This window comes from Chthoniobacterales bacterium (assembly GCA_035274845.1).
Classification (GTDB): Bacteria; Verrucomicrobiota; Verrucomicrobiia; order Chthoniobacterales; family UBA10450; genus AV80.
On record DATENU010000011.1, the window covers coordinates 271,111 to 283,971 of the forward strand.

Here is a 12,861-nt window from a genome sequence, read left to right on the forward strand (position 1 = left end):
TGCCGGGGCGCTCAACCCGCTAAAAAATTGGAAAGATTGAATAGGAGCGGCCCGGCTCGTGTCTAACCTTGGACCGGCATCGCTCTGCTCGAGCGCCCCGGCGGCTGCGTTGGAATGAAACCCGCAGTCAAAACAACAACCCATAGGAGGGAACTAATATGAAAAAGGGAATCCTAATTCTCGCTTGCGCCGCGATCGCGCCATTCGCTTTCGCCCAAACGAGCACAACTACCACTGAATCGACGACGACCAAGAACCCCGTCACGTCGGAATCAACCACCACCACCACCACGACCTCGACGGATGGGACGGTGACGACCTTCGAACCAGGCAAAACGATTGTGGTCCGTCGGAATGGTCCGGACGGTCCAATCAGCTATGCGCTGAGTAAGACAGCCCGTTTCCTGAACCGTGCCGGTGCCGAGATCCAGGCCACCACGATCAAGCCGGGCACAAAGGTGCACGTTTATTATGACGGCACTGGCGAGGCCCGCGTCGTGAATCGCGTCGTGGTCGACGATTAATCAACGGCAATAATCAAACTTGAGGGCCGCGGATTTCCGTGCGAAGTCCGCGGCCTTTTTGTCTCTGGGCCGGGCGGCGCGCGTTGCGTTTCGCCCCTAAATCGGCTAAAACCAACCCCATGGCATTCGATCTGAAGGAAATCGTGGCAGCGCGGCTGGGGGAGAATTACCAGCTGCACGAGCGCCACCTCAACCGCACCCTCGTCGCCGCGCAGCGGGTGATCGGCTTCGACAAGGTCTATGCCCGCGCGGAAGGCGCTTATCTCTATGACATGGATAACGCCGCCTACCTCGATTTCCTGAGCGGCTACAGCGTTTTCAATATTGGGCGGAATCACCCCGTTCTGAAGAAGGCCATTCGCGATGTCCTCGAGCTCGACCTGCCGAACATGGTCCAGATGGATTGTTCGTTGCTTAGCGGGCTCCTGGCCGAGGCGGTCACCAAACGGACACCGCCGCATCTCGACGCGGTTTTCTTTTGTAACTCCGGGACGGAAGCAATGGAGGGGGCCCTAAAATTCGCGCGGGCCGCTACGCAAAGGAAGCGCGTCATTTCACTCGAGAGCGCCTTCCATGGCCTCAGCCTTGGCTCGCTCTCCCTGATGGGCTGCGAAAGTTTCACGGAAGGGTTTGGGCCGCTCATGGCGGGATTTGAGACGCGCGTTGCTCTCGACGATATAGAGACTCTGGAGCGCGAGCTGGCGAAACGGGACGTGGCCGCCTTTGTCATCGAGCCGGTCCAGGGAAAGGGGTGCAAATCGCCGAAGACGGATTTTTTCATCCGGGCGCAGGAGCTTTGCCGCAAACACGGGACGTTATTTCTCTGCGACGAAATCCAGACCGGTCTAGGGCGGACGGGAAAAATGTTCGGGTTCGAGCATTGGAATCTCGAGCCGGACATCATCACGCTCGCGAAGAGTCTGAGCGGCGGATACGTCCCGTGCGGCGCGATCGTGACCCGGCGCGAAATTTACCAGAAGACTTTCAGCCGGATGGACCGGTGCGTAGTTCATTCGACCACCTTCGGCCGCAACAATCTGGCCATGGCGTGCGGGCTCGCCTCCCTGGAGGTGATCGACGACGAGAACCTGGTCGAAAACTCCGCGAAGATGGGCGCGCTGTTGCTGGAGCGTATCGATGCCTTGCGCTCGAAGCACTCTTTCATCAAGGAAGTCCGGGGCAAAGGGCTCATCATCGCCGTTGAGTTTCATGAGCCCACCGAATTCAAACTGAAGATGGGCTGGAAGCTCCTTCACAAGGTGGACAAGGTTCTCTTCGCCCAAATGGTCGTGACCCAGATGCTGAGCAAGCATCGCATTCTCACCCAGGTCGCCGGTCACGCGATGGACGTGATCAAGATTCTGCCGCCGCTCATCATCCGCGAACGGGAAGTCGAGCTGTTCGTCAACGCGCTCGACGATGTCCTCACGGAGTGCCGCAAATTCCCCGGCCCGATGTGGGAAATCGGCCAGAATTTTGTCCGGCATGCGCTCGGTTCCAAGCGGCCCGCGGCAGATCGTCAGCCAATCTCGGCGTAACCCCGATCGCTAATTGGGAATTGTCTCGACCGAGGCTTCCTCCCCCAATAGAACGACCTCGAACAGCCCACGGTGTCAGGGATAACCCAGATCAAAATTCGTGAGGCGACGAGCAACCTACAATTCGATTCGAACCCAAGTCCTTCCCTTTGAACCCGGCTCAGCGACTCCTTCCAATCTACCGTTTGGTCATCTCCCGTAGCCTCACTCTCGTGTCGCTGCTCACGTTCGCCGCGACCGGTTTCGGCCAATCGCACTGGGAGCTGAAACCGAGTAACTTGAACACGCCTTTGAACGCGGTTGCGTTCGGGAGCGGGCTCTTCGTCGCTGTCGGCGATTACGGAGTCATTTTGACTTCCCCCGACGGTGAAGTGTGGACTCGCCGCGGCAGCGGCACGGGGGACCGCTTATTGGCGATTGCTTTCGGCAACGGCCGTTTTGTCGTTACGAAAGAGAATCAAAACGCGCCCATCCTGACGTCGCCCGATGGAATTACCTGGGTGCCAGGAGTTGTCACGAACACCAGTGGCACGCCCATACAAAGTTCTGCCTTCGCGACCGTGGCCTTCGGCGAAGGGCGCTTCATGACGGCCGCGCCCACCTCATCCGTGGTTTTGGTTTCGACCGATGGAACGTCGTTTAACCCCGTCACGATCGCACATTACCCGGACCCCGGAGCGCCGCTCAGCGGCCTTGTGCATCTCACTTATCTCGACCACCAATTTTTCGCGGCAACGACCGGCGGCGGTATCCATTCATCGGCGGACGGCATCAAATGGAAATGGCGATCGAATGGCTATGGCACCCTCATTGCGACTGACGGCGTTCGCCACGTGGCGGGAGCCGGGAACTACGCGAGTTTTTCGGTCGACGCCGGCCACACCTTTCAGGCGTCCGATGGGCCCAAAGATCGATATTTCAATCTTTCAAGTAACGTCCACGCTATCTGCTGTGGAGCCGGCGTTTTCGTGGCCGTGGACGGGAGCGCCGGCATCTGGACCTCAGAACGAGGTGAGTACTGGACGGGGCGGGGGCACTACGGCAGTTACGTCGACGACTTCCGCGGGGTGGCCTTCGATGGCGCTGGCCGTTTTGTAGCCGTCGGTTGGGCCCTGAATTTGAACCAGGCTATGATCGCCGTGTCATCCGCCGACGCGCCTCTTCCTCCTCCCCCCGCCTACACCGTCTACCGTCTGCAGGATTTATCGAATGGGGTTTTTAACGGCGAACCACGCTCGATCAGCGATTCTGGCGTCATAGGAGGCACACTCAAGGTGAACAACAAAAACATCGGAGCGATATTGCGTGACGGCACTGTAACGACTTATCCCGATCCCGTTTATGGTTCATATCCGACCTCTGTAATTTCAGTGAACAGCAATGGATCGGCCGCTCTGGAAGTCGAACTGGGGTCGGGCTATACCCTCGGCGTTGCTCTCCCCCAGGGCGCTCGCACTTTCCCAGGAGGTGGAGTTTACAGTACAGCGCGCAGCATCAATTCAAACAGCTCCATCGTCGGGACCTATTATGATTACGCGAGCACGTTCCGGAGCATTTATCGTTACGACGGAAACACAGGGGAAACCGTCGATCTCGGAAATTTTGGGCTTTATAAACCACGGGTCACCTCCATTAACGATGCCGGTGACATCGCGGGCTATTACACCACGTCGGACTATTACGAACATCGCTATCCTTTTCGGGTTCTGGCCGACGGACAATTGACTCTGATTCCCACTTTGGGCGGCGAGTTCGTCTATGATCTTTTCATCAATTCCTCAGGAGCCGTTGCCGGGGCCTCTTCATTGCCTTCCGGGCCGGTCATCGTAAGCAACACCCATGCTTTCCTTTTTAAGGATGGGGTCACGTCGGACGTCGATTTGTTCAATTCGGGATTCAGCCAGGTGAGTGGCCTTAACGATTCGGGCGACGTCGTCGGACAGTTTGACGCGAAGAATATGGAGGTTTGGCAGAGCACTTCAGGTAACGCGTTTCTTTACCACAACGGAGTCATGTACGACCTGGACAGCCTGCTCGATGCCAGCGGCGATGGATGGGTGTTTTGGCGCGCAACCGGCATTAACAACAACGGCTGGATTGTCGGACAGGGGTGGTTCCACGGGCCCTACCATCTCGAACCTTTTCTGGCCGTTCCTACAGCGGGAAGCCCCGCCGGAACCCAAACCCGCTTTGCCAACGTTTCCACACGCTCGCGGACCAGCACGGGCGATGATGCGCTGATCGCCGGATTTGTTCTCAGGGGCGGACCCAAACGACTGATCCTCAGAGCGATCGGTCCCGGACTGGGAAACGTGGTCCCCGATCGTCTCGCTAACCCGACCCTGGAACTTTTCAACGACCGCGGCGAACGGCTCGCGTTCAATGATAACTTCACAGACCTGCCGTATTCAGATCAAAGTGAAATTGGCAGTTATCGTTTGTCACCTCCGTGGGGCGGGACGACCACAGCCGATAGCGTGATTGCCGCCACGCTTCCGGAAGGGGCCTACACTGCCGTCGTTCGCGGAAAGGACGGCACCAGCGGGAATTGTCTGGTCGAAGTTTACAACGTCGATACCGATTATTCCCCCGGGCTCCTCAATATCTCCACCCGCGGCCCGGTCGGCACCGGCGACAATGTCATGATCGCAGGGATCATTATTAAGGGCGAGCGTCAACGGCGGGTCATCGTCCGGGGGATTGGACCGAGCCTGGCGCAGGCCGGCGTGGCCAATCCTCTCCAGGATCCGACGCTGGAAATACACGATCAGGACGGGCAAATCGCCGCCAATGATGCCTGGCGTTCCGATCAGGAAGGAGAAATTGTCGCGACCGGTCTTGCACCGGGGGATGATCGCGACGCCGCGGTGATTCTCTCTCTTTGGCCGGGCAATTACACAGCCATTGTGCGCGGAAAAGATAACGGGACTGGAAACGCCCTTGTTGAGGTTTACGCCTTGCCCTGATCCGGTCCGCGATCGGCCGTAGTTTCTCGTTGTCGGCCTTTTTTGCCGGCGTTACGTTATCAGCGAAGACGCCCGTAAATGCGCTTTCGCTCTCAAGGAGGGAGCCACCGTCATGACGACAGCCACTGCCGAAGAAAAAACTGAAACAAAACTCAGCCAGCTCGAGCAGCTGAAAAAATTCACCGTGGTCGTCGCGGATACAGGCGACTTCCAGACCATCAAGGAGTTTCAGCCGCGGGATGCAACGACCAACCCGAGCCTCATCTATGCCGCGACGCAGAAGGAACAGTATTTCCAACTCCTGAATGATGTGCTGGCGGAGAGAAAGAATTCCGGATTATCGGGAGCGGCGCAGATCGAAGACATCATCGATCACCTGCTGATAAAGTTCGGCTGCGAAATCCTGAAAATCGTGCCCGGACGCGTCTCGACCGAGACCGACGCACGGCTCTCGTTCAATACCGAAGGCTCGATTAGCAAAGGCCGGCAACTGATCAAGCTTTACGAGGAAAAGGGGATCGAGCGCGAGCGCATCCTGATCAAGATCGCGTCGACCTGGGAAGGATTGCTGGCCGCCGAGCAACTGCAAAAAGAAGGAATTCGCTGCAACCTGACGCTGATGTTTTCCCTCGTCCAGGCCGTCCGGGCGGCCGAAGCCAAGGTTCAGCTCATCTCGCCTTTCGTCGGCCGGATTTACGACTGGTTCAAAAAAGAAATGAAGCGCGACTACTCGGGCCCGGAAGATCCCGGCGTTCAGTCAGTGACGGAGATTTATTCGTATTACAAGAAGTTCGGGATCACGACCGAGGTGATGGGCGCTAGCTTCCGGAACACAGGGCAAATTCGGGAGCTGGCCGGCTGCGATTGCCTGACCATTAGCCCCGAGCTGATGAAGGAGCTCTCGGATTCCACCGACCCGATCGAGCGCAAACTCGATCCCGAGAAAGCGAAGTCGGGAAAGATCGACAAGCTTCAGCTTGACGAGAAAACATTTCGATACGGGCTAAACGACAACGCGATGGCTTACGAAAAGACCGGGGAAGGAATTCGGAAATTCGCGGCGGATATCGTGAAGCTGGAGAAATTCGTCGCGAGCAAGCTGTGATCTGTAGCGGCGGTCTCTGACCGCCGATTGCGTGAGCGGCAATGAGCGATCGCGGCGGTCAAGAGACCGCCGCTACAGCAATTCCAATGTTCAACGTCGTCCTGGTCGAACCGGAGATCCCGCCGAACACGGGCAATATTGGCCGGCTTTGCCTGGCGACGGGCTCGACCTTGCATCTGGTCAAGCCGCTTGGATTTTCGATCGACGATCGCGAACTGAAACGGGCCGGGCTCGATTACTGGAAGGAAGTCGACCTGCGGCTCTGGGATTCTTTCGAACAGCTTCGCCAGGATAACGCGAGCAGCCGGTTCTTTTTGCTCACCACGAAAACCGACCGGGCCTATTACGATATTCATTTTCGGCCTGGCGATTTCCTGGTGTTCGGACGCGAAACCAAAGGCCTGCCTGAACCCCTGCTTCGGGATCATGCCGACGAATTACTCACCATTCCGATGCGAGGGACCCGCAGCCTGAATCTCGCCACCGCCGTCGGAATTGTCCTGTTCGAGGCAATGCGCCAACGGCGTTGACGGCGAGCCGTCCCCTCTATGACCACCGGGTTTCAAATGCGTTCCGGCGTTCAGCCGACCGCCGCTACCGTGCTACGGCCCGAGGTCATAGACTTCAACGAGACCAACACCAGTGCCGTTATTCAGTCCCCTAAGCAGCGCGGTGTAAGGGCCGGGCGGTAGCGTCGCGGCTACACCGGACTCCAATTGGTTCGTCGGCGCGAGGCCTGCTGCTGTCAGTTCCGCGGCCTGGGCCGGGTTATCCTGCCAGTCATCGTTCGCAAGAAGGAGTGCTCCATTGCCATCGCGCAGCTCCAACGTTGGATCAGCCAGCGCCTTTGGGACACCAAAGGCGGTCAGGCTCGGCCCGATTCCACGGACCACTATTCTGTCCTCGATCACATTGTCGCTCAGCCGGAAGCCTGCGATGACGATGTCGTTACCCGTGCCGACGAAGGCGCGAGTGCTCAGATTGGCCAGCTTCGACGCAATTCCCTGATTGAGGTCGTAGACTTCAATCAGGATCAACCCCGAAGTGTTATCCTTACTTTGGACGATCGCGGTGTACGCTCCGGGGGCAAGCGTAGCGTCGATAGCCGACTCGAAGTCATTCGCAGGCGGCATGCCAGTTCCTTGGATTGTTGCCCCCAGAGTATCCTTCCAGTTGTCGTTGTTGATTGTGCGAAAAGCGCCTGGACCGTGCAGGCTCAGCACTGGATCGGCTAGAGAATCGGAGATACCTGATTGTGCCAACGAAGGTCCAATCGCCCGGACAAGCACATGTTTGGCAGCGCTTCCGGCGATGACAAACCCGGCAATGCCAACATTGTCACCTGTCTGAAGGCGCAGACGAGCGGATAGGTTGATGGTCTGCGTGGTGGGCAGCAAAGTTGGCGTCGCGATTTCCGCGGGTGCCGGGGCAGGTGTCGCCATCGGAGTTATCGTCGGCCTTGTCGTCGCCGCCGCTGTGGGGTCAGGGGTTGCTGCGACGACTGGAGTTGCAACGGGTGTTCGAATCGGTACTGCCGTCGTCGTTGGAATTGTGGCGGGTGTCGACGCCGGAATAGGTGTTGGCATCGGGCTAGATGTAGGTGGAGCTGAGGCCAAAGCTGAAGGTGTCGGACAGGCGAGGTCCGTTGTGAGGATCAAAGTCCATCCGCCAGTAATGAGGCCGACATCCTGGCGCGCAAAATCGCGAACGTACAGTTTCCAATCGCCGTTCGGGTTTGTCCCGCCAAACACGGAAGCGAAGGTCGCGTAGGTCGGCGCGCCTGCCGGGACAGGCCCTGGATTGCCGTATCCCATCACCTGAGGAAAAATATCGAGTGGGAAGTAGTAGTTGGTGGGGTTATACGTTCCCTCTGGCCAGGAGCCCAGGTCAGGTAATCGCATGACTCCGATGTCGTTGAGTGTGTAGGTAACCTCATCCATGCCGGTGTTGTCCCCCGCGCCATCTTGGACGAGCAGAGCTGCGCTGGTCGGCCCCACTAACACGACCCCAACATCATCGGGGGCAGTATGGGTGAACTGATGGATCTTCACCTGAACGCTGCCGGTTGGGGTGGAAATCAGGCCAAGGCCTGCGACCGTGACAATCGACGGGTAAGGCGTGGCATTACCGGAGCCGTCGCTCGGAATCAGATCAGGATCCGGAATCGTAATGCGGTCTGAGTTCGGGATCACACTGGTCGTGGAGCAGGATATCTCGTCCGCGCCGATGTCGGGCCGGAGGGGGGGAGTTGGTCTGAGGTCATTGTCAAAGTCTGTCGTGATAGAGCTAGGCGTGGCCATTGCCTGCACCGGCGTCCCTGGCAGGACATGGAGATTGACTGTTTCCGCAGTGCCGATTGGGGTTATCAACAATGGGTCAAGGTCGATGCTATTCACGTCCTGACCCGTGAACATCCGCCAGGCGGCGAGAGTCGGGAGGTCTTGTGGAGGATTGATAACCAATCCGGTAAGTCCAGCAACGCCGGGGGTGAGGTTAGCGCGAAGGTCGTTGAAATTCGAGGTTAACCGTCCGGTTCCGGCAATGGCAATCGCGTAGTTCTTGCCTGGACCGGTGTGACTGCGCTCATTCCAGAAAATATTGTTCCGAAGCGAGCTCCCGGGCGTGTTTAGCTTTTCACTGATGAACGCATAGCTGTTTGCGACGCCGGACCCCTCGCCGCCGACGTAAACAGTATTGAAAATAAAGTCGTTCGTTCCGTTAGTGAGCAGGGAGTCGCGTTCTCTGATTCCTGACACCGCTACGCCTGGCGAGACTGGCATACCGTTAGCATCTGTTCCAAGGTTCACCATATTATTTGCGTAAATTGCCTTTGAGTTCCCTTGGAAAAAGCTGCCATGGATACCCACCAACGATCCGGTAGCGGCTTTTATTGATAGCGAGTGGACAAAATTGCGCGTGACTGCATTACGGTTTTGTTTGAAATTCAGCGACATGCCAAAGATGGCACTGCCCCCTGTCGCGGACGCAACGGACAGAGAATGAACGGTGTTCTGCGAAATGGTGTTTGAGCCTGCACTGCCCCCGCAGGTAATGCCGGTCAACAAAAGCCCCGGACCGTTCGAATGGCTGGTCATGTTGCGGATAAGGTTTCCGCTGATTGGGCTGGCATGAGCACGCTGCGATCGAATTCCGGTCATCACATAGGTGCCAGTCTGCGTGTTAGTAATAACTCCATTGGGAAGTGTGCCACCGATGATGTTGTTGGTGATTGTCCCGTTAGTGTCGAAATTCGGATTGACGTAAATTCCGTCGAATCCCAACATCCCGGCGACGGCTGGCGGGCCTTGTATCGTTATTGAACCGATTTTGTTGCCGGAAATGGTGGTGGATTGCTCGGTGAAATTGGAAAAGCCTCTCACAGTAGCAATAGTCTTACGATCTGATCTGGTTGAGGTTGAATCAATTACGATGCTGGATGGAAGGAATCCGTCCAAAGTGCCATCCAAACTACCGATGGTATTGTCTATTGCATGGATCAATCCGCCGGGGTCATCGTTAAAAATGAAGTTGCTCATGTTTACCCCTATGAATACTGGAGAATTAAGATCATTGTGCTTGGCTGTTTGGCGAATGCCGGAAATGGTGTTGTCTTGAATGGTCGTCACCACAACTTTGCTGACGCTTAATATTTCAATGCCTCTAAATTGGTTTTCCAGGCCGTGTGGTCCCGTTCCGGTGATGATCGTTGTTCCGGTCCCGTCGGCTTCGCCAAACCCGATCCTGTTGCCCGTAATCGTAAAGGCGCCCGAAGGGGTGGCGGTATTCACCACAATTCCGGCATAGCGGCCCGCAGCGGTAAAGGTTCGACTGACCCTTTGGTAGATCCGGTTATTGGAGATCGTCCAATCGTCGTTCCCGTCGCCAACCCCAATGCCTGAGGTGTTAGTTTTGCCGGTGCCGAAAAAGTCGTAGATGTTGTTATTCTCAATCTTCACAATGCTATTTCGAATCTCGGCGTTTGTTATGCTACCCGATCCACGGATGGCTTGGGTCGGGGGGTGTAGCGGATCGGCTGGTCCGATATTGCACATGGAAATGGTATTGCGGTCATTGCCTGTGGTGGTTCCCGTGCTGAAGATAATGGTCGCGCCGGGATTAGTGTTCGAAGAAGTCGATGATCCTAGAATCGTACACCTCGTGATAATGTTGTCCGTCGCGTCATTGCGGAACCGAATCGTGTTGGCTCCCAAGGCAGCGCTGACGTTGGAGATCGTGAGGGAGTTCCCGGGCGTGCCTGGCGGGTTCAAACCGTCTATCGTCACTCTGTCCGCGCCGTCCAGGTCAATCAAAGGCTGGCCCGGAAGATTGCCGCTAATCGTCCATGCACCGCCACTCGGCTTAATCGAAATTTCGTCGTAAGAAGATGGAGGCGAGCCTGTCCCGCTGGCAAATAAGACTGCGGTGAGCGTTTCGGTCGTGTTGCCGGTAATATCAATTCTGATCACGCCGGTGTGCTGACGCTCATTGATCTTCGCGAACGCGTCTTTCAACGTGGTGTAGCTCGCCGTCGATATGGGGCCATCTGAAGTAACATGGACTTGTGCAAAACTGGGCGATGCTGAAAGAAACAGCGTAGGAACGAACAAAAGAATTGCGACATTCCGCAAACTCCAGCTACTGATTTGATTTTTCATGGGGAAGGGGTGGTGTTCAGGGGGACCGGAAACTCAAATGAGAATTCAGAAGGATGAAGGCAGAGGGAAAAAGGGAAGAGGAAAGAGCTCAGGAGAAGCTGACTGAGGAGTTCATTTTGGTGGGGGATCGCGTTAAGCGGCCTTCCAGCGAAGGTTCAGCCCCACGGGCTCCACGAGCCCGGCCGAAGATACGTTGAAACGTCGGGGGACGTAATCTGGGTCGGGTTTACGAAAACGGCTTCGAAGTGTCAAGACATTGATTGTTTTTCCACCGACGAAGCAGCGAGCCCCCTCGCGTTACCAAAGGAGTTGAATAAACGGTGGCGGCCTCTGTCTAACCTTTGCGAGTACAACTATGAAAACATTCCTACTTTCAATTCTTTCCTGCGCGATCTCGATGGGGTCCGTTCTCGGCGCCGCCGAACAGGACCAGGACGCGGTGAAGCAGCCGAAGAGCAAGAATCGCCCGGCGCCACCGGCGCCCCGGCAGGTGAACGCTCAGCCGCGAACCATTCCGCAGACCCCAAGGGTCCAGCGGAACGTGAACGTGACGCCGCAAATGCAGAACCGCGTTCAGCCGCCCAATCAATACAAGGTTTACAATCCCAACGTGCAGGCGCGGACCCGGGTGCCGAATAATCCGCCGGTCAGGGTGCCGAACCAGAATGCGCCGCGGTCGACTGCGCTGGCCCAGACAGACGTGACGACGCCGAACACCGATTGGCGGACCCGACGTCCGATGGCGCCGCAAAAACCGACGACCACGACGCAATCGAACACCAATGTGCAAAATCGCGATTGGCAGAACCGAACGGACCGGCACCGGAACTGGCAGAACCATAACAACACCTCGGGGACGTTTACTTTTGAGCAGGCGCGTCGCCACCATGACCGCCGCCACCACGACCGCCACTGGTGGAGAAGCCATTACAGCCGGATCGCCCTTTTTGGCGGAGGCTATTACTACTGGAACAACAATTATTGGTACCCGGCGTATGGCTACGATCCGTATTACAGCACCTATGCCTACGATGAGCCGATCTATGGATACAACAATTTGGATCCGGGGCAGGTGATCGCGAATGTCCAAAGCGCGCTCCAGGAGCAGGGCTATTACCGCGACGAAGTCGATGGATTAATCGGTCCCGCCACCCGGGAGGCCCTCGCTAATTATCAACAGGACCACGGTTTGCCAGTCACTTCCGCCATTGACGGGCCGACCCTGGAGTCGCTCGGGCTTAACTGACGACGGACATAACCAAGGTCAGCCGCCCGATGGGGATCCCGTCGGGCGGCTTTTTTTGGTGACAAGGCGGATTGCGCGCGGGGCCGATTCAGCCAATGCTGAGCCGCAATGCCTGACCCGCAACTTATCGCGCGCGATCTGCGGCGCTCTTTTCGGATCGGCCCGCGCCGGATCGAAGTCCTGCGCGGGATCTCCCTGGAGGTTGCCCATGGCGAAGCGGTCTTCCTCTGCGGAGCTTCGGGGGCGGGAAAAACGACGTTGCTCTATACGCTTGCCGGATTGGAGCGGCCTGAATCCGGCACCGTGGAATTTGAAGGGCGCCGGCTCTATACCGGCAGCTCCTCGTCCCAAGCGGAAATGCGGAACCGGAAGATGGGGTTTGTTTTCCAAGGGTATTTTCTGCTCCCGGAATTGACGGCGCTCGAGAACGTCATGTTGCCCGGAATGATCAATGGAAAAAGAGATCCGGCGGCGGGGGCGGCATCGTTGGGGGACGTCGGCCTGGGGGATCGGCTGCACCATCTGCCGGCCGAACTTTCCGGGGGCGAACAGCAGCGGGTCGCTATCGCGCGCGCCCTGACCAACGATCCCGATATCATTTTCGCCGACGAACCGACCGGCAACCTCGATTCGAAGACCGGGGACACGATCATCGATTTGTTGCTGGAGCTGGCGCGGAGCCGGAAAAAAACGCTCCTCGTGGTGACGCACGACACCCGGTTGGCCGAACTCGGTGACCGGCAGCTTCGCATCGTGGATGGCGTCCTCGCCTGAGTTGGTGTCGAAATTTCCGGGCGAGTGCCTCGGTAGCTTTCCCACTTGAATTG

8 protein-coding genes are annotated in these 12,861 nt (G+C 57.3%); 7 read left to right on the forward strand and 1 reads right to left on the reverse strand.

Annotated elements, in window-relative coordinates:
- Nucleotides 1–158 precede the first annotated feature (158 nt).
- The 5 genes from VJU77_07820 to VJU77_07840 all read left to right on the forward strand — a co-directional run bounded on the left by VJU77_07820 (nt 159) and on the right by VJU77_07840 (nt 6,663).
- Nucleotides 159–524 (forward strand): hypothetical protein, encoded by a 366-nt coding sequence (locus VJU77_07820; GenBank protein ID HKP03261.1) that lies wholly within the window; start codon nt 159–161, stop codon nt 522–524.
- Between the two features lie 119 nt (nt 525–643).
- Nucleotides 644–2,062 (forward strand): aspartate aminotransferase family protein, encoded by a 1,419-nt coding sequence (locus tag VJU77_07825; protein ID HKP03262.1) that lies wholly within the window; start codon nt 644–646, stop codon nt 2,060–2,062.
- Between the two features lie 212 nt (nt 2,063–2,274).
- Nucleotides 2,275–5,028, forward strand: a complete 2,754-nt coding sequence (locus VJU77_07830; protein ID HKP03263.1) for a hypothetical protein — start codon at nt 2,275–2,277, stop codon at nt 5,026–5,028.
- Between the two features lie 112 nt (nt 5,029–5,140).
- Nucleotides 5,141–6,133: a transaldolase gene (gene tal, locus VJU77_07835; protein ID HKP03264.1), complete on the forward strand. Its 993-nt coding sequence runs from the start codon at nt 5,141–5,143 to the stop codon at nt 6,131–6,133.
- 41 nt (nt 6,134–6,174) lie between these two features.
- Nucleotides 6,175–6,663: a tRNA (cytidine(34)-2'-O)-methyltransferase gene (locus VJU77_07840; GenBank protein ID HKP03265.1), complete on the forward strand. Its 489-nt coding sequence runs from the start codon at nt 6,175–6,177 to the stop codon at nt 6,661–6,663.
- A 72-nt stretch (nt 6,664–6,735) separates the two neighbouring features.
- Here the strand turns inward: VJU77_07840 and VJU77_07845 are convergent, their stop codons facing one another.
- Nucleotides 6,736–10,788, reverse strand: coding sequence for a hypothetical protein (locus VJU77_07845; protein ID HKP03266.1), 4,053 nt, complete (start codon nt 10,786–10,788; stop codon nt 6,736–6,738).
- A 355-nt stretch (nt 10,789–11,143) separates the two neighbouring features.
- On the opposite strand from VJU77_07845, the gene VJU77_07850 reads away from it, so the two are divergent.
- Together VJU77_07850 and VJU77_07855 are read left to right on the forward strand one after the other, a co-directional pair.
- Nucleotides 11,144–12,034: a peptidoglycan-binding protein gene (locus VJU77_07850; GenBank protein HKP03267.1), complete on the forward strand. Its 891-nt coding sequence runs from the start codon at nt 11,144–11,146 to the stop codon at nt 12,032–12,034.
- A gap of 108 nt (nt 12,035–12,142) precedes the next feature.
- Nucleotides 12,143–12,808, forward strand: a complete 666-nt coding sequence (locus VJU77_07855; protein HKP03268.1) for an ABC transporter ATP-binding protein — start codon at nt 12,143–12,145, stop codon at nt 12,806–12,808.
- Nucleotides 12,809–12,861: the final 53 nt, after the last annotated feature.